General features: G+C 60.8%; 34 protein-coding genes. 28 read left to right on the forward strand and 6 right to left on the reverse strand.

Features of this window, described 5'->3' with window-relative positions:
* Positions 1-72 precede the first annotated feature (72 nt).
* From F3J24_RS22585 to F3J24_RS22600, 4 genes are all read left to right on the forward strand, one after another.
* Positions 73-933, forward strand: coding sequence for an ABC transporter ATP-binding protein (locus F3J24_RS22585; protein WP_370527767.1), 861 nt, complete (start codon positions 73-75; stop codon positions 931-933).
* A complete protein-coding gene (locus F3J24_RS22590; protein ID WP_167010881.1) occupies positions 933-1,880 on the forward strand; it encodes an MlaD family protein in 948 nt (315 codons plus the stop codon). The genes F3J24_RS22585 and F3J24_RS22590 overlap by 1 nt, the downstream gene beginning before the upstream one ends.
* A gap of 106 nt (positions 1,881-1,986) precedes the next feature.
* Entirely contained in the window at positions 1,987-2,670 is a 684-nt protein-coding gene (locus F3J24_RS22595) for an ABC-type transport auxiliary lipoprotein family protein (protein WP_167010883.1), read from the forward strand.
* A gap of 172 nt (positions 2,671-2,842) precedes the next feature.
* A complete protein-coding gene (locus tag F3J24_RS22600) occupies positions 2,843-3,340 on the forward strand; it encodes a hemerythrin domain-containing protein (protein WP_167010885.1) in 498 nt (165 codons plus the stop codon).
* Between the two features lie 112 nt (positions 3,341-3,452).
* Here the strand turns inward: F3J24_RS22600 and F3J24_RS22605 are convergent, their stop codons facing one another.
* A complete protein-coding gene (locus F3J24_RS22605) occupies positions 3,453-4,100 on the reverse strand; it encodes a MarC family protein (RefSeq protein ID WP_003059455.1) in 648 nt (215 codons plus the stop codon).
* A gap of 182 nt (positions 4,101-4,282) precedes the next feature.
* Between F3J24_RS22605 and F3J24_RS22610 the strand changes: the two genes are divergently transcribed.
* Complete coding sequence (locus F3J24_RS22610; protein WP_167010887.1) at positions 4,283-4,975, forward strand: dienelactone hydrolase family protein; 693 nt, start codon at positions 4,283-4,285, stop codon at positions 4,973-4,975.
* A gap of 166 nt (positions 4,976-5,141) precedes the next feature.
* Here F3J24_RS22610 and F3J24_RS22615 read toward each other — a convergent pair whose 3' ends face one another.
* Together F3J24_RS22615 and hemB are read right to left on the reverse strand one after the other, a co-directional pair.
* Entirely contained in the window at positions 5,142-6,335 is a 1,194-nt protein-coding gene (locus F3J24_RS22615) for a magnesium transporter CorA family protein (protein WP_167010889.1), read from the reverse strand.
* Positions 6,336-6,467: 132 nt separating this feature from the next.
* On the reverse strand, positions 6,468-7,478 hold the full coding sequence (hemB, locus tag F3J24_RS22620; RefSeq protein WP_003059450.1) for a porphobilinogen synthase: 1,011 nt from the start codon (positions 7,476-7,478) through the stop codon (positions 6,468-6,470).
* Between the two features lie 132 nt (positions 7,479-7,610).
* On the opposite strand from hemB, the gene F3J24_RS22625 reads away from it, so the two are divergent.
* From F3J24_RS22625 to F3J24_RS22725, 21 genes are all read left to right on the forward strand, one after another.
* The gene (locus F3J24_RS22625; RefSeq protein ID WP_167010891.1) at positions 7,611-8,027 is read left to right on the forward strand and encodes a CopD family protein; all 417 of its coding nucleotides are present in this window, start codon (positions 7,611-7,613) and stop codon (positions 8,025-8,027) included.
* A 57-nt stretch (positions 8,028-8,084) separates the two neighbouring features.
* Entirely contained in the window at positions 8,085-9,182 is a 1,098-nt protein-coding gene (locus F3J24_RS22630) for a VanZ family protein (RefSeq protein ID WP_167011153.1), read from the forward strand.
* Positions 9,183-9,193: 11 nt separating this feature from the next.
* Complete coding sequence (locus F3J24_RS22635; protein WP_003059444.1) at positions 9,194-9,550, forward strand: ferredoxin; 357 nt, start codon at positions 9,194-9,196, stop codon at positions 9,548-9,550.
* A gap of 150 nt (positions 9,551-9,700) precedes the next feature.
* Entirely contained in the window at positions 9,701-10,339 is a 639-nt protein-coding gene (locus F3J24_RS22640; RefSeq protein WP_167010893.1) for an alpha/beta fold hydrolase, read from the forward strand.
* 151 nt (positions 10,340-10,490) lie between these two features.
* A complete protein-coding gene (locus F3J24_RS22645; protein WP_003059442.1) occupies positions 10,491-11,663 on the forward strand; it encodes a D-alanyl-D-alanine carboxypeptidase family protein in 1,173 nt (390 codons plus the stop codon).
* A 235-nt stretch (positions 11,664-11,898) separates the two neighbouring features.
* On the forward strand, positions 11,899-12,276 hold the full coding sequence (gene rpsL / locus F3J24_RS22650; RefSeq protein ID WP_003059441.1) for a 30S ribosomal protein S12: 378 nt from the start codon (positions 11,899-11,901) through the stop codon (positions 12,274-12,276).
* 168 nt (positions 12,277-12,444) lie between these two features.
* Positions 12,445-12,918: a 30S ribosomal protein S7 gene (gene rpsG / locus F3J24_RS22655; RefSeq protein ID WP_003059438.1), complete on the forward strand. Its 474-nt coding sequence runs from the start codon at positions 12,445-12,447 to the stop codon at positions 12,916-12,918.
* A 145-nt stretch (positions 12,919-13,063) separates the two neighbouring features.
* On the forward strand, positions 13,064-15,172 hold the full coding sequence (fusA, locus tag F3J24_RS22660; RefSeq protein ID WP_003059436.1) for an elongation factor G: 2,109 nt from the start codon (positions 13,064-13,066) through the stop codon (positions 15,170-15,172).
* A gap of 180 nt (positions 15,173-15,352) precedes the next feature.
* A complete protein-coding gene (gene tuf, locus F3J24_RS22665; RefSeq protein ID WP_167010895.1) occupies positions 15,353-16,543 on the forward strand; it encodes an elongation factor Tu in 1,191 nt (396 codons plus the stop codon).
* Positions 16,544-16,568: 25 nt separating this feature from the next.
* Entirely contained in the window at positions 16,569-16,880 is a 312-nt protein-coding gene (gene rpsJ / locus F3J24_RS22670; RefSeq protein WP_003059431.1) for a 30S ribosomal protein S10, read from the forward strand.
* Positions 16,881-17,080: 200 nt separating this feature from the next.
* Positions 17,081-17,755, forward strand: coding sequence for a 50S ribosomal protein L3 (gene rplC, locus F3J24_RS22675; RefSeq protein ID WP_003059417.1), 675 nt, complete (start codon positions 17,081-17,083; stop codon positions 17,753-17,755).
* Positions 17,755-18,378: a 50S ribosomal protein L4 gene (gene rplD / locus F3J24_RS22680; RefSeq protein WP_003065421.1), complete on the forward strand. Its 624-nt coding sequence runs from the start codon at positions 17,755-17,757 to the stop codon at positions 18,376-18,378. The genes rplC and rplD overlap by 1 nt, the downstream gene beginning before the upstream one ends.
* A complete protein-coding gene (gene rplW, locus F3J24_RS22685) occupies positions 18,375-18,689 on the forward strand; it encodes a 50S ribosomal protein L23 (RefSeq protein ID WP_003059415.1) in 315 nt (104 codons plus the stop codon). Before rplD ends, rplW begins: the two co-directional genes overlap by 4 nt.
* A 2-nt stretch (positions 18,690-18,691) precedes the next feature.
* Positions 18,692-19,516 (forward strand): 50S ribosomal protein L2, encoded by an 825-nt coding sequence (gene rplB, locus F3J24_RS22690; protein WP_003059414.1) that lies wholly within the window; start codon positions 18,692-18,694, stop codon positions 19,514-19,516.
* A gap of 10 nt (positions 19,517-19,526) precedes the next feature.
* Positions 19,527-19,802, forward strand: coding sequence for a 30S ribosomal protein S19 (rpsS, locus tag F3J24_RS22695; RefSeq protein WP_003059413.1), 276 nt, complete (start codon positions 19,527-19,529; stop codon positions 19,800-19,802).
* 10 nt (positions 19,803-19,812) lie between these two features.
* Positions 19,813-20,145: a 50S ribosomal protein L22 gene (gene rplV / locus F3J24_RS22700; RefSeq protein ID WP_003059408.1), complete on the forward strand. Its 333-nt coding sequence runs from the start codon at positions 19,813-19,815 to the stop codon at positions 20,143-20,145.
* Positions 20,146-20,161: 16 nt separating this feature from the next.
* Positions 20,162-21,031 carry a 30S ribosomal protein S3 gene (rpsC, locus tag F3J24_RS22705; RefSeq protein ID WP_003059406.1) on the forward strand — a complete coding sequence of 290 codons (870 nt, stop codon included), beginning with the start codon at positions 20,162-20,164 and terminating at the stop codon, positions 21,029-21,031.
* Between the two features lie 2 nt (positions 21,032-21,033).
* On the forward strand, positions 21,034-21,450 hold the full coding sequence (gene rplP / locus F3J24_RS22710) for a 50S ribosomal protein L16 (protein WP_003059405.1): 417 nt from the start codon (positions 21,034-21,036) through the stop codon (positions 21,448-21,450).
* Between the two features lie 10 nt (positions 21,451-21,460).
* Positions 21,461-21,658 (forward strand): 50S ribosomal protein L29, encoded by a 198-nt coding sequence (gene rpmC, locus F3J24_RS22715; protein ID WP_003059403.1) that lies wholly within the window; start codon positions 21,461-21,463, stop codon positions 21,656-21,658.
* A 9-nt stretch (positions 21,659-21,667) separates the two neighbouring features.
* Complete coding sequence (gene rpsQ, locus F3J24_RS22720) at positions 21,668-21,937, forward strand: 30S ribosomal protein S17 (RefSeq protein ID WP_003059401.1); 270 nt, start codon at positions 21,668-21,670, stop codon at positions 21,935-21,937.
* A 116-nt stretch (positions 21,938-22,053) separates the two neighbouring features.
* Entirely contained in the window at positions 22,054-22,560 is a 507-nt protein-coding gene (locus tag F3J24_RS22725; protein WP_167010898.1) for a peroxiredoxin, read from the forward strand.
* Between the two features lie 117 nt (positions 22,561-22,677).
* On the opposite strand, the gene F3J24_RS22730 is transcribed toward F3J24_RS22725, so the two are convergent.
* Both F3J24_RS22730 and F3J24_RS22735 read right to left on the reverse strand, forming a co-directional pair.
* A complete protein-coding gene (locus F3J24_RS22730; protein ID WP_167010900.1) occupies positions 22,678-23,166 on the reverse strand; it encodes a GNAT family N-acetyltransferase in 489 nt (162 codons plus the stop codon).
* A gap of 82 nt (positions 23,167-23,248) precedes the next feature.
* Complete coding sequence (locus tag F3J24_RS22735) at positions 23,249-23,953, reverse strand: cytochrome b/b6 domain-containing protein (RefSeq protein ID WP_167010902.1); 705 nt, start codon at positions 23,951-23,953, stop codon at positions 23,249-23,251.
* A gap of 137 nt (positions 23,954-24,090) precedes the next feature.
* Between F3J24_RS22735 and F3J24_RS22740 the strand changes: the two genes are divergently transcribed.
* Positions 24,091-24,537, forward strand: a complete 447-nt coding sequence (locus F3J24_RS22740; protein ID WP_003081732.1) for a cytochrome c — start codon at positions 24,091-24,093, stop codon at positions 24,535-24,537.
* A 151-nt stretch (positions 24,538-24,688) separates the two neighbouring features.
* On the opposite strand, the gene F3J24_RS22745 is transcribed toward F3J24_RS22740, so the two are convergent.
* Positions 24,689-25,201, reverse strand: coding sequence for a TlpA disulfide reductase family protein (locus tag F3J24_RS22745; protein WP_167010904.1), 513 nt, complete (start codon positions 25,199-25,201; stop codon positions 24,689-24,691).
* Positions 25,202-25,352: 151 nt separating this feature from the next.
* On the opposite strand from F3J24_RS22745, the gene F3J24_RS22750 reads away from it, so the two are divergent.
* Positions 25,353-25,916, forward strand: coding sequence for a hypothetical protein (locus F3J24_RS22750; protein WP_167010906.1), 564 nt, complete (start codon positions 25,353-25,355; stop codon positions 25,914-25,916).
* The last annotated feature ends 58 nt before the right edge of the window (positions 25,917-25,974 follow it).

The following is a 25,974-nucleotide window of genomic DNA, read 5'->3' on the forward strand; positions in this document are numbered from 1 at the left end:
CGCTGCGGGGCGGCCTTTGCTCGGCGTCTCTGGCGTGGGTCGCGCCAGCCTCGTGGCGCGAGGGGAACGCAAATGACAGAGGTGATGCAGAACCGTCGTATCGCGGGCGCCGTGGGCGACTACGCGCCGCCGCAGGATGTGAAGCCCCTGGTGCAGGCGGTTGACCTGTGGACCGAGTTTGGTGAGGGTGCGTCGCGCTTTGCCGTGCACCAGGACTTGAATTTCGATGTCTACCCGGGCGAGATTCTGGCCCTGGTGGGTGGCTCAGGCACGGGCAAGACCGTGCTGCTGCGCCAGATCCTGGGCCTGCTTTCGCCGTCGCGCGGCACGGTGACCGTGGATGGCCGGCCCTCGCGCGAGGTCATCAGCGGCGAGCTGGCGGCGAGTCAGGTGGGCATGCTGTTCCAGCAGGGGGCGCTGTATTCGGCCTTCAATGTGCTGGACAACATCGCGTTTGCATTGCGTGAGCAGGGCACCTTGCCCGATGCCGTGGTACGCGATGCGGCCCTGGTCAAGCTGCAGATGGTGGGCCTCAAGCCGGAACATGCCTCACGCATGCCCGCAGACCTGTCTGGCGGCATGATCAAGCGTGTGGCGCTGGCGCGTGCGCTGATGATGGACCCGCCGCTGCTGCTGCTGGACGAACCTACCGCCGGGCTGGACCCCAAGGGTTCGGACGAGTTCTGCGAGCTGCTGCGCGATATTCATGCCGAGCTGGGCCTGACCGTGATCATGGTCACTCACGACCTGGATACGCTGTTTGCGCTGTCCACGCGTGTGGCCGTGCTGGCCGAGAAAAAAGTGCTGTTCACCGGAGCCCCGCGCGATGTGGCCCAGATCAAGCACCCGTTTATCGAACATTTCTTCCAGGGAGAGCGTGGCCGCCGTGCCATGGCCCCGGTGCAAGGCGGCGTGGCCGCAGAGGAAAGCTGATGGAAAACAAGTCCCATGCCATGGCTGCCGGCATCTTCGTGCTGGTGGTTGCGGCCCTGCTGGCAGGGCTGGCCGTCTGGCTGACGCGCGACAACCGCGAATACCAACTCTACGAAATGTCCACCAAGGACGGTGTCAGCGGCCTGCAGCCCCAGGCCACGGTGCGCTACAAGGGCGTGCCCGTGGGCAAGGTGGTGCGCATCGGTTTTGACCCGCAGATTCCCGGCAATGTGCTGATTCGCATTGCCGTGGGTGAGGACACGCCGGTCACGCCGGCCACCTATGCACAGCTTGGCTATCAGGGGGTGACGGGGCTGGCCCATATCCAGCTCGACGATGACAGCCGCGCTTCGCAGCCGCTCAAGCCCGGGCCCAGCGGCCTGCCGCGCCTGCCCATGAAGTCCTCGCCCTTGAACATGCTGGCCGACCAGGGCCCAGTGCTGCTGGAGCGGGTTGACGAAATTTCACGCCGTCTCAATGCCATGCTGGGTGAGGACAACCAGAAGCGCGTGAGTGCGGCGCTGGACAATATTGCGGCCGCATCCGGGGGGATCAAGGATCTGGCAGAGACCATGAACAAGACTGCCAAGGACTTTCCTCAGCTCACGGCAGATGCACACCAGACCCTGCAGTCCCTGACCAAGGCCGGCAATGCCGCCACGGGCGTGGCGACCGATCTGCAGCAGACCGTGCGCAAGGTCAATGCGCCCGACGGCCCGCTGCAGCAGATTGCCGAGGGCACGCAGGCCCTGTCGCAGGCGGCCGAGTCGCTGGGGCGCAGCACCCTGCCGCGCATGAACGGTGCGGCCGACGATGTCTCGCGCGCTGCGCGCACCATGGGCGCGGCGGCCGGCCGCTTCAATGACAACCCGCAGTCCGTCATCTATGGCCAGGGCCTGGGCCAGCCGGGCCCCGGCGAGCCCGGTTTCGTGGCTCCGGCCAGGTGAAGCGGCAACAAGGACACGACTTGCGCAAATTCGGACCAGGCAGGCGGTTTCTCGATGGAAATGCCTGCTGCCCATCCTGGCTGGCCTAAGTCCCAAAGGAATCAATATGGCAGACACAAAGATTTCATTCACCGGCCGCGGAGCATGGCGATTGCTGGGCGCTTCTTCACTGGTGCTGGCGCTCGCCGCCTGCTCGGGCCTGCCCACGGCACCCACGCAGCCGGTGCGCTATGACCTGGGCGTGGCCGACCTGGCTGCGCCCGCAGCGAATGCTGCCGCCTCTTCGGTAGCGCCGGTGCCGCTGGTGCTGGCCGAAGTCCAGGCTCCGGGCCTGCCCGAGGGCCTGACGGCCATGTTCTACCGCCTGAACTACAGCGATAGCCAGCAGCTGCGTGCCTACCAGAATGCGCGCTGGAGCCTGCCTCCGGCCCAGATGGTGGAGCAGCGTCTGCGCATGCGTCTGGGGCTGGAGCGCCCCGTGCTCTCGGGCAAGGACAATGTCCGTCCCCTGCTGGCCGACAAGCGCTCGATTGCGCAGCTGCGCGTGACGGTGGACGAGTTCAACCAGGTCTTTGACAGTGGCAGCAGCAGCCGTGCACTGCTGCGCTTGAGTGCCAGCCTGATCGGTGCCGGCGAGAGCGCAGGCAACCAGTTGCTGGGCCAGAAGGTGTTTACGGTCGAAGTGCCATCCAACTCAGCTGATGCGGCCGGTGGAGCCCAGGCCATGGCGCGCGCCGTGGACGAGGCGGCGGCCCAGCTCAGCCGCTGGCTGCAGGGCTACGGGCGCTAGGCACTGTCCTGCCCTAAGCAGCTCCGTTCGGAAAGCCCTGCCATGCAGGGCTTTTTTGATTCTGGACAAGCCCCGGGTGCCTGCGGGCCGCCGCTTTGCTGATATGGGTCAATGGCCGCGCCAGGTCTTGTTCTTAAGCTGCCAGTTCCTCAATCTCGCACAAGGAACTGCCATGGCCAGCCTCGAATGGAATGCCGCTCTCATCCTGGATTTTCCCGTCATGGACGCGGTGCATGAGGAGTTCGTCACCCTGTTGGCCCAGGTGGAGGCCGCCGCCGACGAGCAGCTGTGTGCGCTCTGGGACGAGCTGATTGCCCATACCCAGCAGCACTTTGATCAGGAAGACCGCTGGATGCAGACCACGGGCTTTGCCACGGGCAACTGCCACAGCCAGCAGCACAAGGTGGTGCTGGCTGTCCTGCGCGAGGGGGCGGTCAAGGCAGAGCAAGGTGATCTGGCCACCATCCGCCATATGGCGGCCGAGCTGGGTCCCTGGTTCAGCCACCATGCGCAGAACATGGATGCCGCCCTGGCCCTGCACATGCGCCGCGCGGGCTTTGACCCGGTGACCGGCGCGGCGCATGTGCCCGAGGCCTTGCCTGCAGAGCCGATCACCGGCTGTGGTGGTGCCTGTGGTGAGGCTGAAAAAATGGAAGTGCTAACTGCTTGAAGCTGGCACGCGCCAAGGCGAGAGACAGCGAGCAAGCGCCGCCGCGCAGCGAAGCTGCCGCGTCCCCCTTGGGGGAGGCGGCGTAGCCGCTCAGGGGGAGTATTTTTTTGGGTTAAGGGTATATCGCCGGAGAAGCCAGGATGGGGAAGATCTTGATCAGCCCTCCCGCCATCACCTCGATGGCCAGCGCGGCCAGAATCAGGCCCATGAGCCGGGTCATCACATTGATGCCGGTCTTGCCCAGCACGCGGGCAATCGGGTGGGCCAGCGAAAAGCACACCATGATGGCGGCGGCCACCACTACGCCATAGCCGACCAGCGCCACATGCTGCCAGATGGTGCGCGCCTGATCGGCATAGATCACCACGGTGGACATGGCGGCAGGTCCGGTCAGCAGCGGAATGGTCAGCGGCACGACGGCGATGCTGTTGCCTTCGGCGGCTTTTTCGACGCCAGCCGCTAGCGTGGCATTGTTGGGTCGGTCTTCGGCGGGGCGGGCGTTGAGCATGTTCATTGCACTGATCAGCAGCAGTAGACCGCCGCCGACCTGAAAGCTCTGCAGCGAGATATTGAAGAACTGCAGAATCTGCAATCCCAGCAGCGCACAGACTGCGATCACGCAGAAGGCAGCAAAGGCGGCGGTGCGAATGGTCTGCCAGCGCTGCTCGGCGTCGAAGCCGGCCGTGTAGTGGATGAAGAACGGAACAATGGCCAGCGGGTTGATGATGGCTACCAGGGTGATCAGCGGCTTGATATCCATTACAGCTCGCCTCCGGGCATGGGGGGCTTCTTGCGACTGTCTGCCTTTTGTAGGGCCTGGATAGCTGGCATGAACACTCCTGTGAAAAAATGAGCGAATCGTCGACGCGGCACCGGCCATTACAGCATTGCTGGCGACCGCTTCGCGGATTTCCCTTTTGAACCATGTTAAGGAGCTTCACAATGGGCAGCTTTGTTGAACTGACAGCCGTGGATGGCGTAAAAACCCCCGCTTATGTGGCCATGCCCGAGGGCCAGGCACGCGGTGCCATCGTGGTGCTGCAGGAAATCTTTGGCGTGAACTCGCACATCCGCTCCGTGGCAGACCGCTATGCTGCCCAGGGCTATGTGGCCGTGGCCCCCGCCATGTTTGCCCGCGTCAAGCCCGATGTGGAGCTGGGCTACACCGAAGACGATATGAAGGCCGGCTTTGCTCTCAAGACTGCGGTGGAAGCCCTGCCTGAGCCGGGTGCGCTTCGTGATGTGGAGGCGGCCGCAGCCCATGCCGCGACGCTGGTGCCCGGCGGCAAGATCGGTGTGGTGGGCTTTTGCTGGGGCGGTCTGGTGACTTGGCGCTCGGCCTGCAATCTGGCCAGTGTTTCTGCTGCAGTCTGCTATTACGGCGGCGGCATGACGGGCGAGCTGGAAGCCAGCCGTCAGGCGCTGTGCCCGGTGCTGGCCCACTTCGGCAGCAAGGATCACTACATCTCGCTGGAGTCCGTCGAAGCCTTCAAGAAGGCACAGCCCCAGGCGCAAGTGCATGTCTATGACGCCGACCACGGCTTCAACTGCGACCAGCGCGGCTCCTACAACGAAGCCGCTGCAGCGTTGGCCGGTGAGCGCACTCTGGCCTTCTTCGCCCAGCATCTGGGTTGATATAAAAACAATAGCTGCTTGTGCTTGATATATAAGCGCAAGCAGCTGTTTTTATCTAAAGCCCGTTGCCGCTGGGCGGTCCCCCATCAGAGACATCAAGCAAGCGCCGCCGCGCAGCGAGGATGTCGTCTCCCTTGGGGGAAGGCGCGGAAGCGCCTCAGGGGGGTCATTCTTTTTCTTCACTTTCCAGGTAGCGCCGCCGCCAGAAATAGGCCACCAGCACCACGGTGATGATCACCATGGCCACCAGGGCCCAGATGAAGCCGTCCTTTTTGTGCACGAAGGGAATGAACTCGAAGTTCATGCCGAAGATGCCGGCAATCAGGTTCAGCGGCAGAAAGATGGCCGTGACCGTGGTCAGCGTGCGCATGATGTCGTTGGCGCGGTTGCTCTGTGCCGAAAAGTGCATCTGCACGGCAGTCTCGGCGCTTTGCTCCATGCGGTGAATATGGTGGGTCACGCGCTCTATGTGTTCGAGCACGTCGCGCGAGCGCACGCGCAGCAACTCACGCTCATGCTGGCGCGCGGGGGTGTGCTCGGGCGGCCAGCCCTCCAGTGCCTCGGTCCAGTCCTGCACAGCGGCGCGCTGGTCTTCGCAGATTTCATCCAGCTGGTGCAGTGCCAGGCGCACATCGAGCACGCTGGCCCAGTTGCTGAAGCGCTGGTTGGGCTTGAGCAGAGCCATCTGCCAATGGTCGATCTGGCGCGTCAGCGTTCGGCGCAGGTCCAGATAGCCGTCCACCATGCCGTTGACCATGCGCAGCATCAGATCTGCGGGCTCGACGGGCATCTTGCTGCTGACCTGGCGGCCGTCAGACTTGGCGGGGCCGGAGATCAGGCGCTGCCAGAAGTTTTCCAGCACAAAGCAGCCGTCGGGATGCACGGACAGCAGGATCTGGTCATACAGCGCAAAGCCCACGGGCTGGGTTTCCACGCGCTGCAGCACCGGCGCTTCGCGCTGGCCGTTGTGGGCCAGGCTGTGGGATGGCGGCGGGGCGCTGGATGCAGCACTGCCGGTGCCGGCCGCCTGGGCAGGCGGTGCGGCCACGGCTGGTGCGGGCGAGGCGTGGCTGCCGTTGAGCGGCGGCAGATGGGCGTTGGCCAGACGGCGGAACACCAGCACGTCGTACACCGAGGTGTAGTCGTAATTGGAAGGGATGGCCGGATTCAGCAGGTCGGAGACATGCAGGTCCACGAGCGCGGAGCCGCCCAGCCTGGCCAGCATGGTCTGAATGGCCGGCAACTGAGCCTCCAGCTCCGAGCGTGTGCAGGAGACCCAGTAAAACCCCGTTGTCGCCGCCTGCGTGGGCAGTCCGTCAACAGGCTGGGCATAGAGGGGAGAGATATGCAGCACGCGCATGGGAATTGGCAGCCTCGATGTCAGTGCAAAAGCAGATGCAAAAACGGCCCGGGCCAGGAGCCCGAGCCGTCAGATCATGCCTGAAATGCCCTCAAACGCAAGCATGACCTGCGCTGACAGCTATCAATTTTGTTACAGGCCGCGCAACTTCTTGGCGGCGTCGATGGCAAAGTAGGTCAGGATGCCGTCGGCGCCGGCGCGCTTGAAGGCCAGCAGGGCTTCCATCATCACGGCGTCGTGATCGAGCCAGCCGTTGGCGGCTGCGGCCTTAAGCATGGCGTATTCGCCGGACACCTGATAGGCGAAGGTCGGCACCTTGAACTCGTCCTTGACGCGGCGCACCACGTCCAGATACGGCATGCCGGGCTTGACCATGACCATGTCCGCACCTTCGGCGATGTCCTGCGCCACTTCGCGCAGTGCTTCGTCGGTGTTGGCCGGGTCCATCTGGTAGACATTCTTGTCGGCCTTGCCCAGGGCGCCGCGCGTGCCCACGGCATCGCGGAAGGGACCGTAGAAAGCGCTGGCGTACTTGGCGCTGTAGGCCATGATGCGGGTGTGAATATGGCCTTGCAGCTCCAGCGCCTCGCGGATGGCGCCGATGCGGCCGTCCATCATGTCGCTGGGAGCCACCATGTCCACGCCGGCTTCGGCATGGGCCAGGGCCTGGCCGACCAGCACTTCCACGGTGTCATCGTTGATGATGTAGCCGCTCTCGTCCAGGATGCCGTCCTGGCCGTGGCTGGTATAGGGGTCCAGGGCCACATCGGTCATCACGCCCAGCTGGGGAAATTCCTTTTTCAGCGCGCGCACCACGCGGGGGATCAGGCCGTCGGGGTTCAGGGCTTCCTTGCCGTCGGGCGTCTTGAGGCTGGATTCAATGGCGGGGAACAGTGCCAGATAGGGAATCTCAAGCTTCACGCATTCCTCGGCCACGGGCAGCAGCAGGTCGAGGCTCAGGCGGTCCACGCCAGGCATGGAGGGAACGGCCTCGCGCTTGTTCTGGCCTTCGTGCACGAACACGGGGTAGATGAAGTCGTGCGGCGTCAGCACGCTCTCGCGCACCAGATTGCGGGTGAAAGCATCGCGGCGCAGACGGCGCGGGCGATTCTGGGGAAAAGGAGTAGGGCTGGACAAATGCATGGGGAAAATTGTGCCCCATCCGTCATGGCTTGGCTTGCAGCTGCGTGACTATTCCATGACGGCTGTCTCATTGCGGGGTAAAGACGCGGCTCACAGCGGCTGTGGCGCAGCGCAGGCCTTTACACTGGCCCCATGCTATGGGTTAAAGCCTTTCACATCATTTTTGTCGCCAGCTGGTTTGCTGGTCTGTTCTATCTGCCGCGCATCTTTGTCAATATCGCCATGGTCACGCCGGGCTCGGTGGCAGAGCGCGAGCGTCTGCTGCTGATGGCGCGCAAGCTGCTGCGCTTCACCACCATGCTGGCCGTGCCTGCGCTGGGCCTGGGCCTGTGGCTTTGGCTGGGCTGGGGCTTTGCGGGCGGCTGGCTGCATGCCAAGCTGGCCGTGGTGCTGTTGGTCATCGGCTATCACCACAGCTGTGCCGTGCTGCTGCGCAAGCTGGCGGACAACACCTGTCACAAAAGCCATCGCTGGTTCCGTTTCTATAACGAAGTGCCGGTGCTGCTGCTGATTGCCGCCGTGATTCTGGTGGTGGTCAAGCCTTTCTGAGTCTTGTGCCGAGAGTAGGAGGCGACTGTGTCCGATTCCGCGGTGCCGGTGATTTCCATGCGCCATACCTCGGCCTGGCCGCTGGCGCTGGTCTATGGCCTGCTCATCGTGTTTGCCAGCCTGTTCCCATTCGACGGCTGGCGCGCCCAGGGCATCGATCCCAGCGTATTTCTGTTTGCCAGGATTCCGCCGCCGTACTGGACTTGGTTCGATGTCAACACCAATATCGTCGGCTATGCGCCGCTGGGCTTTTTCCTGGCGCTGGCCCTGATGCGCTCGGGCCAGCCCAGGCTGGCCGTGCCGCTGGCTTTTCTTGCCGGCACGCTGCTGTCGCTGTGCATGGAGTTTCTGCAGATCTATCTACCGCGCCGCGTGCCGTCCAATCTGGATCTGGTGCTCAATGCAGGCGGTACCCTGATCGGTGCCCTGCTGGCTGCGCTGCTCGAGAGGCTGGGGGCACTGTCGCGCTGGAGCGCTTTTCGCAACCAGTGGCTGGGTGAGGGCGGTGCGGGCGTGCTGGTGCTGCTGGCACTGTGGCCGTTTGCGCTGCTGTTTCCGGCGGCCGTGCCCTTCGGCCTGGGGCAGGTGCTGGAACGCATTGACGACACCTTGCAGGACTGGCTGCTGAACACGCCGTTCGAAGACTGGCTGCCGTTGGGCGACTTCGCCCTGACGCCGCTGTCGCTGGTGACGGAGATGCTCTGTGTGATGCTGGGGCTGTGGATACCCTGTCTGCTGGCCTACTGTGCCGTGCGACACATGGGCCGCCGTGCGCTGGCGGGGCTGCTGCTGGTTGCGGCCGGCGTGGGCGTGACGGCGCTGTCGGCCGCGCTGAGCTGGGGGCCGGCCCATGCCTGGGAGTGGGTGGATCTGCCGGTGCGTTTGGGCGTCTGGGGAGGGCTGGGTCTCGCCGTGATTGCGCTGCCGGCTTCGCGCCGGGTGTGCACCGTGCTGTTGCTTCTGGTGCTGGTGCTGCATCTGAGCATCCTCAATCAGGCTCCCACCAATGTCTACTTCGCCCAGACCCTGCAGGCCTGGGAGCAGGGGCGCTTCATCCGCTTCTACGGGCTGGGCCAGTGGCTGGGCTGGCTCTGGCCTTACGTCACACTGGCGTATGTAGTGATTCGACTCTCGCGTCGCCAGCAGCTTGCCTAGAATGAGCCACTATGAGCGACACCCAGAATCAAGACCAGGCCGGTGGCTATTACCAGCGCCATATCTTCTTTTGCCTGAACGAGCGCCCCAATGGCGAGGACTGCTGCGCTCTGCACGGTGCCAAGGCGGGCTTTGACCACTGCAAGCGTAAAGTCAAGGAAGAAGGGCTGGCTGGCAAGGGCCAGGTGCGAGTGAACAAGGCTGGTTGCCTGGATCGCTGTGCAGGCGGCCCCGTGGCCGTGGTCTATCCCGAGGCCGTCTGGTACACCTTTATCGACGATAGCGATATCGATGAAATCGTCGAATCCCACCTGAAGAACGGCAAGGTTGTCGAGCGCCTGGTGCTGCCTGACAGCGTAGGCCGATAACCGGGGCTTTCCCCGGGTGCCTTGCCTGGGTGGCGCCGCAGGGATGACACCTTCGGTAAGTGGTGCAGAGTGCTCGTTCAGGAACTTTAAGCATTTTTAAGCGTCAGCCTAATAACAGCAAGCGCTGATAGCTATAACTAGGATAGCGTAGTGAATTCTCAGACTGAACGACTGATGTTGACCGGCGCTGCCGGTGCGATCGAAACCCTGCGCGATGCGCCGCAACTGGCCGAAGGGCAGAGCCCCAAGGGTGTAGCCATCATCGCCCATCCGCATCCGTTGTTTGGCGGCACCATGGACAACAAGGTGGTCCAGACTTTGGCACGTGCCTTTGTGCAGTGCGGCTATACGGCGGTACGCTTCAATTTTCGCGGCGTGGGTGCCAGTGCCGGTGAATATGACGCCGGCAAGGCCGAGCTGCAGGATTTGCTGGCCGTGGTGCAGCAGGCAGCTCCCGAAGGCCCGATCGCCCTGGCCGGCTTTTCCTTTGGCGCCTTTGTCACCAGCCATGCGCTGGCGCAGCTCTGGGACCAGGGGCGGGTGCAGAAGGCCGTGCTGGTCGGTACGGCTGCCAGCCGCTTCGAGGTGGCTCCCGTGCCTGCCGGTGCTCATGACCAGACGCTGGTGGTTCACGGCGAGGCGGACGACACGGTGGCGCTGTCTGCCGTGATGGACTGGGCACGCCCGCAGATACTGCCTGTTACCGTGATTCCGCAGGTCGGTCATTTCTTTCACGGACAATTGCCTCTGCTCAAGAATCTGGTGGTGCGCCACCTGAAGTCCGAATAAGAGCCAATCCCCACACCCTGACGCACGTGAATTGCTGCTCCGTCTCGGTGACCCCTCTTTTCATAGCGCCAAGCCGAGGTATATCCTTGGTTTTGGCCGTTTTCGACGGTAAATCACCGCGCTTACCTTTGCTTTAGCGAGAACCCTCTTCATGAAGCCCATCTACTCCACACTGCGTGTTCTGGCCGTTGCGGCCGCAGTGGCGCCCGTTTTTGCCATGGCACAGGTGGCGGCCCCTGTCCCTCCCGAAATCGCTGCCCGCAACTATCTGCTGGTGGACGTCACTGCCGGCCAGGTGCTGGGGGCCAAGGATATCGACGCTCCCGTCGAGCAGGCATCGCTGACCAAGCTGATGTCGGCCTATGTGGTGTTCGACGCCCTGCGTGCCAAGAAAATCACGCTGGAGCAGCGCATGCCCGTGAGCGAGCGCGCCTGGAAGATGCCCGGCTCGCGCATGTTCATCGACCCCAAGATGCAGGTTCCCGTTAATGACCTGCTCAGCGGCATGATCATCCAGTCCGGCAACGATGCCACCATGGCACTGGCCGAGGCCGTGGGCGGCACAGCCGAGAACTTCGTCAAGATGATGAATGACCAGGCCAAGGCCCTGGGCATGAAGAACACCAGCTACAAAAACCCCGAAGGTCTGACCGAGCCCGGCCACCTGACGACGGCGCGTGATCTGTCCATACTGGCCCAGCGGCTGATGCATGACTTCCCCGAGTACATGCACTACTACTCCACCAAGCAGTACAGCTATCCCGGCACGCCCGCTTCCAACGGCAGCAACCGCAATGCCTTGCTGTTTCGCGATCCCACTGTGGACGGCCTGAAGACCGGTCACACCAATGCCGCCGGCTACTGCCTGGTGGCCACGGCCAAGCGCGATCTGCCCAATGTGGGTCAGCGCCGTCTGCTGTCCATCGTGCTGGGTACGGCCAGCGAAAAAGCACGTGCCAACGAAAGCCAGAAGCTGCTGAACTGGGGTTACACCGCTTTCGATGCCGTCAAGCTGTTCGATGCCGATCAGCCCGTCGCCACTCCGGCAGTCTGGAAGGGTGCGGCCAATGCCGTCAAGATCGGCAAGGCCGACGGCGCTGTGGTGGTGACCGTGCCCTCGGGTACTGGTGGCAAGCTGACCACCGAAGTGGTGCGCCAGGATCCGCTGATCGCTCCTATCGCCAAGGGCCAGTCCATGGGCGTGCTCAAGGTCAAGTCGGGCGCGGATGTGGTGGCCGAGGTGCCGCTGGTGGCGCTTGAGGCCGTCGAGCAGGCCGGCTTCTTCGGCCGTCTGTGGGACACCATCCGCCTCTGGATCAAGTAAGTTCCCGGGCCGGCAGGAGGTGCTCCTGCCGGTGACAGCCCTTGATCTGTCATGCAAAGCATCTTGCTGCCTGGGGGCTATTGCCCGCAGGTGCTTGTGCTGATTTGCGCAAGCTGGTACATTCGAGGGCTTTTCGGAATTTCCGAAGGGATTCACGTTTCCGCATCAGCATCTGTTTTTGCGGATAAACCTTTTGCTTTCACGAAGCAAATTCACGTTTAGGGACGTTTAATTAATGCCAACCATTAACCAACTCGTGCGTCAGGGCCGCACGGTAGAAGTTGTTAAATCCAAGAGCCCTGCTATGGAAAACTGCCCCCAACGCCGTGGCGTGTGCACCCGTGTGTACACCACCACTCCCAAGAAGCCTAACTCGGCTCTGCGTAAGGTGGCTAAGGTTCGTCTGACCAACGGTTTCGAAGTGATTTCGTACATCGGCGGTGAAGGCCACAACCTGCAAGAGCACAGCGTTGTGCTGGTGCGTGGCGGCCGTGTGAAGGACTTGCCCGGTGTGCGTTACCACATCGTGCGCGGTTCCCTGGACCTGCAAGGCGTCAAGGACCGTAAGCAAGCTCGCTCCAAGTACGGTGCCAAGAAGCCTAAGGCTAAGTAATCAGCCCTGGTTTTTTGAAAACAAACGGTGTTTGATTCGCCTGACTGGCGCGGTCAAACGTAGTGACCCTAAGCACGAATGTTTTGTGCGGGTCGAGTAAGTGAGAGTTTTGAATAGCTCTCGCGGTATCTGAAAAGATGCCAACTGAAGCAAAGATAGAGGTAAAAAATGCCACGTCGTCGCGAAGTCCCCAAACGTGAAATCCTGCCGGATCCCAAGTTCGGCAATGTAGAGCTGTCCAAATTCATGAACGTGATCATGGAAGGCGGCAAGAAGGCGGTTGCTGAGCGCATCATTTACGGCGCTCTGGACCTGATCGAGAAGAAGCACCCCGGTAAGGACCCTCTGGAAGCTTTCGTTGTTGCCATCAACAACGTCAAGCCCATGGTCGAAGTGAAGTCCCGCCGTGTTGGCGGTGCCAACTACCAAGTGCCCGTGGAAGTGCGCCCCGTCCGTCGTCTGGCTCTGGCCATGCGCTGGATCAAGGAAGCCTCCCGCAAGCGTGGCGAGAAGTCCATGGCTCAACGCCTGGCCAACGAGCTGCTGGAAGCTACGGAAGGCCGTGGCGGCGCTATGAAGCGTCGTGACGAAGTGCACCGTATGGCCGAAGCCAACAAGGCCTTCAGCCACTTCCGCTTCTAATCGGAATCTCGCTCGAGATACAGGGCCGCATGCAAAAACTTGCTGCGGCCTTGTGTCGATTCTGAGCGCCCCCATATAGAGCTGCTGCCTCCTGCGCACAATGCGGGGCCGGCAGTACTCCCATACGATCAAGCAAGGATCCATCATGGCTCGCAAGACCCCCATTGAGCGCTATCGCAACATCGGTATTTCCGCTCACATTGACGCAGGTAAGACAACTACTACAGAACGTATCCTGTTCTATACCGGTGTGACCCACAAGCTGGGCGAAGTGCACGACGGCGCTGCCACCACCGACTGGATGGAGCAAGAGCAAGAGCGTGGTATCACCATCACTTCCGCTGCAGTGACCTGCTTCTGGAAGGGTATGGACCTGTCCTATCCCGAGCACCGCTTCAACATCATCGACACCCCCGGCCACGTGGACTTCACGATTGAAGTGGAGCGTTCCATGCGTGTGCTGGACGGTGCTTGCATGGTGTATTGCGCTGTGGGTGGCGTGCAGCCCCAGTCCGAAACCGTGTGGCGTCAGGCTAACAAGTACAAGGTGCCTCGTCTGGCCTTTGTGAACAAGATGGACCGTACCGGTGCCAACTTCTTCAAGGTCTACGACCAGATGAAGCTGCGCCTGAAGGCCAACCCCGTGCCCGTGGTGATCCCAATCGGTGCCGAAGACAACTTCAAGGGCGTGGTCGATCTGGTCAAGATGAAGGCCATCATCTGGGACGAAGCTTCCCAGGGCATGAAGTTCGAATACCAGGACATCCCCGCCGAGCTGGTGGAGACCGCCAACAAGTGGCGTGAAAACCTGGTGGAAGCCGCTGCCGAAGCTTCGGAAGAGCTGATGAACAAGTACCTGGAAGAAGGTACTCTGACTGAAGAAGAAGTGAAGCTCGGCGTGCGTACTCGCACCCTTGCCACCGAAATTCAGCCCATGCTGTGCGGTACAGCCTTCAAGAACAAGGGTGTGCAGCGCATGCTGGACGCCGTGATCGACTATCTGCCCGCTCCTGTGGACATCCCTGACGTTACCGGTACCGATCCCGATGACGAAGAGAAGAAGCTGAGCCGCAAGGCCGACGACGCCGAGAAGTTCTCGGCTCTGGCCTTCAAGCTGATGACCGACCCCTTCGTGGGCCAGCTGACCTTCGTGCGCGTGTACTCCGGCGTTCTCAGCAAGGGCGAGACCGTTCTGAATGCCGTCAAGGGCAAGAAGGAACGTATCGGCCGTATCGTGCAGATGATGGCCAACGACCGCGTGGAAGTCGAAGAAATTCGCGCTGGCGACATCGCTGCCTGCGTGGGTCTGAAGGACGTGACCACTGGTGAAACCCTGTGCGACATCGCAGCGCCTATCGTGCTGGAGCGCATGGTGTTCCCCGAGCCCGTGATTGCACAGGCTGTGGAACCCAAGTCCAAGACCGACCAGGAAAAGATGGGTATCGCTCTGTCGCGTCTGGCTGCAGAAGATCCTTCCTTCCGCGTGCGTACCGACGAAGAATCCGGTCAGACCATCATCGCCGGTATGGGCGAGTTGCACCTGGAAATCATCGTTGACCGCATGAAGCGCGAATTCAACGTGGAAGCCAACGTGGGTAAGCCTCAGGTTGCCTACCGCGAAACCATTCGCAGCACTGTCAAGGACGTGGACGGCAAGTTCGTTCGTCAGTCCGGCGGTAAGGGGCAGTACGGTCACGTGGTTCTGACTCTGGAACCCCAGGAAGCCGGCAAGGGCTTCGAGTTCGTCGACGAAATCAAGGGTGGTGTGGTTCCTCGCGAATACATTCCTGCGGTGGAAAAGGGCGTGATCGAAGCGCTGACTTCCGGCGTGCTGGCTGGCTACCCCGTGGTGGACGTCAAGGTGCGCCTGACTTTCGGTTCGTACCACGATGTGGACTCGAACGAAATGGCGTTCAAGATGGCCGCTATCTTCGGTTTCAAGGAAGCTGCTCGCAAGGCCAATCCCGTCATCCTGGAACCCATGATGGCTGTGGAAGTGGAAACACCTGAAGACTACGCCGGTACCGTGATGGGTGACCTGTCTTCCCGCCGCGGCATGGTGCAGGGCATGGATGACATGGTTGGTGGCGGCAAGGCCATCAAGGCTGAAGTGCCTCTGTCCGAAATGTTCGGCTACGCCACTTCGCTGCGTTCCATGACCCAAGGTCGCGCCAGCTACACCATGGAATTCAAGCACTACGCTGAAGCTCCTCGCAACGTGGCCGAAGCCATCGTTGCTGCCCGCGCCAAGTAATTGACGCAGGTTTGACGAATCCGTCATAATCTAAGGCTTTCAATCGCGGCAGTCCCTTGAGGATTACCGCGATTTTTGCCGGTCTGCGATCCCATGCCATCCTGTTTCCTGTGCGGGGCGAATCAGCAATGAGGTGCAGACCTTAAACATCACACAGGTTTTTGCTCTTTCGGAGAAATCATGGCAAAAGAAAAATTCGAACGTACCAAGCCCCACGTGAACGTGGGCACCATCGGTCACGTTGACCACGGCAAGACCACCCTGACTGCTGCTATCGCTACCGTGCTGTCCAAGCACTTCGGCGGTGAAGCCAAGGACTACTCGCAGATCGACAACGCTCCCGAAGAAAAGGCTCGTGGCATCACGATCAACACTTCGCACGTTGAATACGAAACTGCCAACCGCCACTACGCTCACGTGGACTGCCCCGGCCACGCTGACTATGTGAAGAACATGATCACCGGTGCCGCTCAGATGGACGGCGCTATCCTGGTTTGCTCCGCTGCTGACGGCCCCATGCCCCAGACTCGCGAGCACATCCTGCTGTCGCGTCAGGTGGGCGTGCCCTACATCATCGTGTTCCTGAACAAGGCCGACATGGTGGACGACGAAGAACTGCTGGAACTGGTCGAAATGGAAGTGCGCGAGCTGCTGTCCAAGTACGACTTCCCCGGCGACGACACCCCCATCATCCGCGGCTCTGCCAAGCTGGCTCTGGAAGGCGACCAATCCGACAAGGGTGAACCCGCTATCCTGCGTCTGGCCGAAGCTCTGGACACCTACATCCCCACTCCCGAGCGTGCTGTTGACGGCGCCTTCGTGATGCCCGTGGAAGACGTGTTCTCCATCTCCGGTCGCGGTACCGTGGTGACTGGCCGTATCGAGCGCGGCATCATCAAGGTCGGCGAAGAAATCGAAATCGTCGGTATCAAGGACACCGTCAAGACCACCGTCACTGGCGTGGAAATGTTCCGCAAGCTGCTGGACCAAGGTCAAGCTGGCGACAACGTGGGTCTGCTGCTGCGCGGCACCAAGCGTGAAGACGTGGAACGCGGCCAAGTGCTGTGCAAGCCCGGCTCCATCAAGCCCCACACCAACTTCACTGCTGAAGTTTACGTGCTGTCAAAGGACGAAGGCGGTCGCCACACTCCCTTCTTCAACAACTACCGTCCCCAGTTCTACTTCCGTACCACTGACGTGACCGGCTCCATCGAACTGCCCGAAGGCAAGGAAATGGTGATGCCTGGCGACAACGTGTCGATCACCGTGAAGCTGATCGCCCCCATCGCCATGGAAGAAGGTCTGCGTTTCGCTATCCGCGAAGGTGGTCGTACTGTGGGTGCCGGTGTGGTTGCCACGATCATTGCCTAATTCTTAGAAAAGCTAGGAATTAACAATGTCTAAGCAAAAAATCCGCATCCGTCTGAAGGCTTTCGATTACAAGCTGATCGACCAGTCTGCAGCCGAAATCGTTGATACCGCCAAGCGCACCGGCGCCATCGTCAAGGGTCCCGTGCCCCTGCCGACACGCATGAAGCGCTTCGACATCCTGCGTTCGCCTCACGTCAACAAGACCAGTCGTGACCAGTTCGAAATCCGTACGCACCAGCGTCTGATGGACATCGTGGATCCGACTGACAAGACTGTTGACGCTCTGATGAAGCTGGACCTGCCCGCAGGTGTGGACGTCGAGATCAAACTGCAATAAGAGTTTTGGAAGCCTCGCAAGAGGCTTTTAAGGGTCTTTGTTTAACGCGAACTTGCTTGAAAAAGCAGTTCGCGTTAAAATTTGGAGCTTCGCCTTTGATGCGAAGTTTTATTAACCTTCTTTTGTGTGCCAGGCATGAATGCCGAGGCGCAACGCTGGGCCAATTGCAGTTTCAGCGGCAAAAGTTTTGGAGCAAACAAATGAGTCTGAGCAACTCCCTGGGGTTGCTGGGTCGCAAGGTGGGCATGATGCGTCTGTTCACTGATGATGGGGACGCAGTGCCTGTCACAGTGGTGGATGTTTCTAACAACCGCGTGACTCAGGTCAAAACCCAAGAGAACGATGGCTATGTGGCCCTGCAGGTCACTTTCGGTGCACGCAAGGCTTCTCGCGTGACCAAGCCTCAAGCCGGCCACCTCGCCAAGGCGGGTGTCGAAGCCGGTGAAGTGACCCGTGAATTCCGCGTGACCGATGAAACCGCTGGCAAGTATGCCGCTGGTGCTGTTCTGCCTGTGGCAGAGCTGTTCAGCGTCGGCCAGAAGGTGGACGTGCAAGGCACTTCCATCGGTAAGGGCTACGCCGGCACGATCAAGCGCCACAACTTCAGTTCGCAGCGCGCTTCGCACGGTAACAGCCGTTCGCACAATGTTCCCGGTTCTATCGGTATGGCACAAGACCCCGGTCGCGTGTTCCCCGGTAAGCGTATGACTGGCCACATGGGCGACGAAACCGTCACTACTCAAAACCTCGACGTGGTTCGTATCGACGAAGCACGCCAACTGCTGTTGATCAAGGGTGCCATTCCTGGCGCCAAGGGTGGCTTCGTTTCCGTGCGCCCCGCGATCAAGGCTAAAGCTTCCAAAGGAGCGAACTAATGCAGCTCGAACTCCTGAATGAACAAGGCCAGGCCGCTTCCAAGGTGGAAGCTCCCGAGACTGTGTTCGGTCGTGAATTCAACGAAGATCTGGTCCACCAGCTGGTGACTGCCTACCGTGCCAACGCACGTCAAGGCACTCGCGCCCAGAAGGACCGTGAACAAGTGCGTCACACCACTGCCAAGCCTTTCAAGCAAAAGGGTACAGGCCGTGCACGTGCTGGTATGTCCTCCTCGCCTCTGTGGCGTGGCGGCGGTCGCATCTTCCCGAATCTGCCCGAAGAAAACTTCTCGCAGAAGATCAACAAGAAGATGTACCGCGCCGGTATGGCTTCCATCCTGTCTCAGCTGGCCCGCGAAGGCCGTCTGGCAGTTGTGGAATCCCTGACGCTGGATACCCCCAAGACCAAGGTGCTGGCAGACAAGTTCAAGGCTATGAACCTGTCTTCGTCGGTGATGGTGATCGCTGAAGAAATCGACGAGAACCTGTACCTGGCATCCCGCAATCTGAAGAACGTGTTCGTGGTTGAGCCGCGCTATGCAGACCCCGTGTCGCTGGTGCACTACAAGAAAGTGCTCGTCACCAAGGGTGCGATCGACAAACTCAAGGAGATGTTCGCATGAGCACTACCAAGTTTGACGAAGGTCGTCTGATGCAAGTGCTGGTCGCTCCCATCGTGTCCGAAAAGGCCACTCTGGTTGCTGAAAAGTCCAATGCTGTGACATTCAAGGTGCTGCAGAACGCTACCAAGCCCGAAATCAAGGCCGCTGTGGAATTGATGTTCAAGGTTGAAGTGGCTGGCGTGTCTGTGGTGAACACCAAGGGCAAGACCAAGCGCTTTGGCAAGACCGTTGGCCGTCGCGACAATGTGCGCAAGGCTTACGTGATGCTCAAGCCCGGTCAAGAGCTGAACCTGTCCGGGGAGGCTGCGTAATCATGGCTGTTATCAAGCTCAAACCTACGACCCCCGGCCAACGCGGCGCGGTGAAGGTTACTCGCGACCACCTGCACAAGGGTGAGGGCTTTGCCCCCCTGCTGGAAGCTCAATTCCAGAAGGCCGGTCGTAATAACAACGGTCACATCACAACTCGCCACAAGGGCGGTGGTCACAAGCACCACTACCGTGTGGTGGACTTCAAGCGCAACAAGGACGGTATCCCCGCCAAGGTTGAGCGCATTGAATACGATCCCAACCGTACTGCCCACATCGCTCTGGTGTGCTATGCAGACGGCGAGCGTCGCTACGTCATTGCTCCTCGCAACCTGGAAGTCGGCGCTACCATCATCAGCGGCTCCGAAGCTCCTATCCGCGTGGGCAACACCCTGCCTATCCGCAACATCCCCGTGGGCTCGACCATCCACTGCATCGAACTGAAGATCGGTGCCGGTGCTCAGATCGCTCGCTCGGCTGGTACCTCCGCCACTCTGCTGGCTCGCGAAGGCATCTACGCTCAAGTGCGTATGCGTTCGGGCGAAGTCCGCAAGGTGCACATCGAGTGCCGCGCCACCATCGGTGAAGTTGCCAACGAAGAACACAGCCTGCGCCGTCTGGGCAAGGCCGGTGTGAAGCGTTGGATGGGTATTCGTCCTACCGTCCGCGGTACGGTCATGAACCCTGTCGACCACCCGCACGGTGGTGGTGAAGGTAAGACCGGTGAAGGCCGTCACCCAGTTGACCCATGGGGCAATCTGACGAAGGGCTACCGCACCCGTAACAACAAGCGCACACAGACAATGATCGTGTCGCGCCGTAAGAAGTAAGGGGTAGCAAATGACTCGTTCTCTTAAAAAGGGTCCGTTTGTTGACCATCACTTGCTGGCTAAGGTCGAAAAGGCCATCGCCACCAAGGACAAGAAGCCAGTGAAGACCTGGTCGCGTCGCTCCATGGTCCTGCCCGAGTTCATCGGTCTGACCATCGCCGTGCACAACGGCAAGCAACACGTGCCGGTTTATGTGACTGACCAGATGGTTGGCCACAAGCTGGGTGAATTCGCGCTGACTCGTACCTTCAAGGGTCACCCTGCGGACAAGAAAGCCAAGAAGTAAGGAATAGAACATGTCTGAAACACGTGCTGTTCTCCGTGGCGTCCGCCTGTCTGTGGACAAGGGTCGCCTGGTCGCGGATCTGATCCGCGGCAAGAAGGTGGATCAAGCTCTGAACATTCTCCAGTTCACACAGAAAAAAGCTGCTGTGATCGTGAAGAAGGTTCTGGAATCCGCTATCGCCAACGCTGAGCACAACGACGGCGCCGATATCGACGAACTGAAGGTCAAGACCATCTACGTCGAGCAAGGCACTACGCTCAAGCGTTTCACTGCTCGCGCCAAGGGCCGCGGCAACCGCATCAGCAAGCCTACCTGCCACATCTATGTGACAGTGGGTAACTGAGGCCTTAAGGAAGAATATGGGACAGAAAATCCATCCTACCGGCTTCCGTCTGGCGGTGAGCCGCAACTGGGCAAGCCGCTGGTACGCTAGCAACCGTGACTTCGCCGGCATGCTGGCCGAAGACATCAAGGTGCGCGAGTACCTGAAGGCCAAGCTGAAGAACGCCGCTGTGGCTCGCGTTCTGATCGAGCGTCCTGCCAAGAACGCCCGCATCACCATTTTCTCGGCTCGTCCGGGCGTGGTGATCGGCAAGAAGGGTGAAGACATCGAGGCCCTGAAGAAGGAACTCGCTGCTCGCCTGGGCGTGCCCGTGGCTGTGAACATCGAAGAAGTGCGCAAGCCCGAAATCGATGCCAAGCTGATCGCTGACTCCATCTGCCAACAGCTGGAAAAGCGCATCATGTTCCGCCGCGCCATGAAGCGTGCCATGCAGAACGCCATGCGTCTGGGTGCTCAAGGCATCAAGATCATGTCTTCCGGTCGTCTGAACGGTATCGAAATCGCTCGTACCGAGTGGTACCGCGAAGGCCGCGTGCCTCTGCACACTCTGCGTGCCGACATCGACTACGGCTTCTCCGAAGCCAAGACGACTTACGGCATCATCGGCGTGAAGGTCTGGGTCTACAAGGGTGACACCCTGGGCCGTAACGATCTGCCCGCCGTGGAAACGCCCCGTCCTGAAGACGAGCGTCGTCCCCGTGGTCCCCGTCGTGACGGTCGCCGTGATGGCCGTGATGGCGCTGGCCGTGGTGGCCGTCGTCCCGCAGGCACCAATGCCGCTCCTGCCGATGGCAGCGACAAGCCTGCTGGCGCTGGTGCTGATTCCGTTAAGCGCGTTCGTAAGGCCGACGCGCCCGCTACAGCAGCGGACGGTAAAGGAGAATAAACATGCTGCAACCTGCACGCCGCAAGTTCCGTAAGGAACAAAAAGGCCGCAACACCGGCATCGCTACCCGTGGCAACTCCGTTGCCTTCGGCGATTTCGGTTTGAAGTCTACTGACCGTGGTCGTCTGACCGCACGCCAGATCGAAGCTGCACGTCGTGCAATTTCCCGTCACGTCAAGCGTGGTGGTCGTATCTGGATCCGCGTGTTCCCGGACAAGCCCATCTCTACCAAGCCCGCCGAAGTGCGTATGGGTAACGGTAAGGGCAACCCCGAGTACTACGTGGCCGAAATCCAGCCCGGCAAGGTGATCTACGAAATCGTGGGTGTGCCTGAAGAGCTGGCCCGTGAAGCGTTCCGCCTGGCTGCTGCAAAGCTGCCTCTGCGCACGACCTTCGTGTCCCGTCACATTGGTGCTTAAGGAGATCAACATGACGAAATCTGCTGAACTCCGCCAAAAAGACGTGGCTGGTCTGGAAGCTGAAGTGAAGTCCCTGCAAAAGGCTCACTTCGGTCTGCGCATGCAAAAGGCCACGCAACAACTGGGCAACACTGCGACCATCAAGGCTACACGCCGTGACATCGCTCGTGCCAAGACCATCCTTGCTGAAAAGCAAGCCGCCAAGTAAGGAGCCGACATGACGGAAGCTAAAACATCCCTCAAGCGCACCTTGATTGGCAAGGTGGTCAGCGACAAGCGTGCCAAGACTGTGACCGTTCTGGTGGAACGCCGCGTCAAGCACCCCATCTACGACAAGATCATGATCAAGTCGAGCAAGTACCACGCTCACGACGAGCAAGGTGAGTACAAGCTGGGTGACGTGGTTGAAATCACCGAGAGCCGTCCTCTCTCCAAGACCAAGAACTGGGTTGCTACCCGCTTGGTTCAAAAGGCTGCCCTGGTGTAAGCCTAACCAGGCCCACCGGCTGCAAAGCCCTTGAAAACGACCCACAATGTTGTGGGTCGTTTTTTTATTTGGGCCGCCAAGAACGCGGTCCTTGCTTTGCAACAAAGGAGATAGTCATGATTAAAGTTGGTGATGCCCTGCCCGCAGTGACCTTGATGGAATATGTGGAAGTGGAAGGCAATGGCTGCAGCCTCGGCCCCAACCCCGTGAAGCTGCCCGAAGCTCTGGCCGGCAAGACCGTTGCCGTGTTTGCCGTGCCCGGCGCTTTCACGCCCACCTGCTCCGAAAAGCACCTGCCAGGCTATGTGGCCCAGGCTGAAGAGCTCAAGGCTGCCGGCGTGGACGAAATCTGGTGCCTGTCCGTGAACGACGCTTTCGTGATGGGTGCCTGGGGCCGCGACCAGAAGGTGGCTGGCAAGGTGCGCATGATTGCTGACGGCGATGCGGCATTTGCCAAGGCCACGGGCCTGACGCTGGACCTGAACGGCAAGGGCCTGGGTCTGCGCGCCAATCGCTTCTCCATGCTGGTCAAGGACGGCAAGGTTGCGACCCTGAACGTGGAAGCTCCCGGCAAGTTTGAAGTCAGCGACGCCGCCACCATGCTGGCTCAGGCCAAGGCCTGATGGGTGCAGTACCAGGTCGCTGCGCGCGGGAATGATGTTCTCGCCGCAAGGCGGCTTGGCGCGTCACCATAGAAAAAAGGCATTGCCAGACTGGCAATGCCTTTTTTGCATCCGGGCTCAGAACAGATCGGCCTTGAGGTAGTGCGCGCCTGGAAGCGGGTTGTGATAGTAGGGCTCGATGGACGCAAAGCCCAGATCCACATACAGCGCGCGGGCGGATTCCATGTCGTCCAGCGTGTCGAGCAGCACATGGTCGTAGCCGCTCTGGCGTGCCACGTCCAACATGGCCTCGGCCAGCTGGCGGCCCAGGCCGAAGCCGCGAAAGGGCTTGCGCACATACAGGCGCTTCATTTCGGCCGCATTGGGATAGTCGCAGTCATCGAGTGGGCGCAGCGCGCAGCAGCCGGCGAGGGTGCCGTCCACATGGGCCAGCAGTATCTGGCCGCGGGGCTGGGCATAGTCGCCGGGAAGATCGGCGATTTCGGATTCGAATCCTTGAAATTCCAGGTCGATGTTCAGGCTGTCCGCATACTCCTGGAAGATCTGGCGCACAGCACCCATTTCCTCCAGGCTGGGCGTCAGCAAGTCCACGGCGGGCTTGTCCACGGCAACTAGGCGATGATGAAAGAAGGGTCAGTGTAGCGGCAAGTGCGCTTCATGGTTAAAGCGCAGGCTGCATCGTCAGAACTCAGAAAGCAGCTCCCTGGCCCAGTTGATGGATCCACCAGGACAGTGCGCTTGCCACCACGGCCAGCAGCGCAGCCAGCGTGCGGGTGGCGGCGGTGTCGCGGCTCGCGGTGACCGGTTCTGCCAGGCATTTGTCGCCTGTCACCATGGCGGGCACCAACTTGTTGCCCTTGAGGCTGTAGCCGATGAGGGCCAGCAGATGCAGTGCGACCAGTGCATAAATCAGGTACTGGCCCCAGTGAGCATGGTAGTTGGTGGCCTTGGAGATCAGCTCGCCCGAGACAAAGCGCGTGAGGGGGCCGCTGAAGGCAATTTCGTCATCGCTCATCAGCCCGCTTGCGATCTGCGCCATCAGCACGGCGAGCATTGCGATGACCGACAGCGAGCCCAATGGGTTGTGGCCTGCGCGGTCCTGCGTGGTCGACGCGCCGCTCAGATAGCGTTTCATGGCGGCCGCGGAAGTAATGAAGCTGCCGAAGCGCGACCAGTGCCCGCCGACCAGGCCCCAGAGAATGCGAAAGACCAGCAAGGCCAGCACCACCTGTCCCAGTATCAGGTGCCAGTTCATGGCATTGCCACCCATCTTGGCGGTGACGACCAGGGCCACGATGCAGATTGCCAACAGCCAGTGAAACAGGCGGGTGGGCAGGTCCCAGATCCGTATTCTGTGGATTTCCGTGGCGGCTTGTGTGGCGGACTCTGTCATGGCTTTTTCATGGCTGATGGACCCGGACATTGTGCCCTGGCAAGGCTGCAAGCCCAAATCGCGGCCTTTGGGTGACTCTGCCATACTGGTTCTGCAGCCGCCTGTGGTGAGCTGCAGAACAAAGAAAGGATACCCCGATGAAAGCTTTTTCCACTCTGGCATTCGCTGCTGTGGTTGCCACCGTGGCCCTGCCTGCCTCGGCCCAGTTCGCCAAGGCTGAAGATGCCATCAAATACCGCCAGAGCGCGCTGAGCGTGCTGGGCACGCATTTCAGCCGTCTGGGCGCCATGGCCAACGGCAAGATGCCCTTCGATGCCAAGAGCGCGCAGGAAAGCGCCGAGGTCGTGGCCTTCATGTCCAAGCTGCCCTGGGCCGGCTTCGGCGCCGGCACAGAGGGCGGCAAGGCCAAGCCCGAGGTGTGGAAGGAGCAGGCCAAGTTCCATGACCTGTCGGGCAAGATGGAAGCCGAAGTCGTCAAGCTCAACGCTGCTGCCAAGACCGGCAATCTGGACAATCTCAAGACGGCTTTCGGCCCGGCCGCCAATAGCTGCAAGAGCTGCCACGACAGCTTCCGCAATAAGTAAGCCAAGACTGCTTTGCATCAAGCAGACGCAAAAAAACCGGCGGTGCCGGTTTTTTTATGAGCGCCTTGCGCATGCTGCTAGCTGATTTCAGCTCTATTTCATCTTGAAACCGAACAACAGCGTGCGCTACCAGCTATGTTTTTGAATGAGCTCAGGCGTTCGCAGGCTCGGCCAGCAGCTTCTCGATCAGCTTGTGCAGTTGCTCAAAGTCGGGGGCTCCGATATAGCGCTTCACGATCTCGCCGCGTTTGTTGACGAGGAAGGTGGTGGGGGTGAGTTGCACATCGCCCCAGGCCTTGGCCACATTGCCGGTGTTGTCCAGCGCGACCTGGAAGGGCAGCTTGCGCGATTCGACAAAGTTCACGACATAGCTGGGCGGGTCGTAGCTCATGGCCACGGCCAGGGTGTCAAAGCCCTTGCCCTGGTACTTCTGGTAGGTGCTGATGATCTCGGGCATCTCTGCCACGCAGGTGGTGCAGCTGGTGGCCCAGAAGTTCACCAGCGTCACCCTGCCCTTGAGGTCGGCGGTGGTTTTCTGGCTGCCGTCCAGCAGCACAAATGTGGATTGCGGCGCCGCGGTCTGCCCTGCGCCCGAATACACCCAGGCCCCGACGCCGATGACGGCGGCCGCCACAATGCCTGCGATCCAATGTTTGCTTGCCATAGAGATTGATTGTGCACAAATCTTCAGCACCTTGCTGATCTGTGGTTTGGTGTGCCAAACGCGCCGAAAGTTCAGTTCTTACTGCTTGACCCACGGGTCAACCCTAGGCTTGCGTGACAGGCCGGGCCCATGCTGCTGCCGATAATGGGTCATGAAGAAAACCGGACTCTGGGCTGCGACGCTGCTGGTCAGCTGCGCACTGCTGGCCGCTTGCAGCCTGGCGCTGAATTGGCGCACCATCCAGCTCAAGGATGCGCCGCTGCAAGCGCTGTTGCCCTGCGATGCGCAGACGGCCAGCCGCCCTGTCGAGCTGGGCCTGGGCCAGGTGCCGCTGTCGGTGGTGGGCTGCGAGGCCCAGGGTGCGACCTATGCGGTATCGCATTTCGCCGTGGCCGAGCCCGCCCGCGCGGCCGAGGCTCTGACGTTCTGGCAGCAGGCGGTGCTGGCGCAGCTGAAGTCGGCAGACGGCGTCGCGACAAGGCTCAATGCCAAAGGCGATGGCCCGTGGGTGCCCAAGGGGGCGCTGAATCTGCCGCAGTCCTTGCGCATCACATTCGAGGGCCTGGGGCCCAGGGGGCAGAAGGTGGTGGGACATGGACTGTGGTTCGCTCGCCTGGAAGGCAGCGGAGCCAGGCTCTACCACGCAGTGATTTACGCTGACAAGGCCATGCCTGCAGAGGCCGAGATGTTTTTTTCGGGCCTGCAGCTGCAATAAGCCCGCATACAGATCATGACCCTTGCGCTTCATCCACCTCATTGCCCTTGTTGACGGC

Source organism: Comamonas sp. Tr-654, assembly GCF_011752915.1.
In the GTDB taxonomy this organism is placed as follows: domain Bacteria; phylum Pseudomonadota; class Gammaproteobacteria; order Burkholderiales; family Burkholderiaceae_C; genus Comamonas.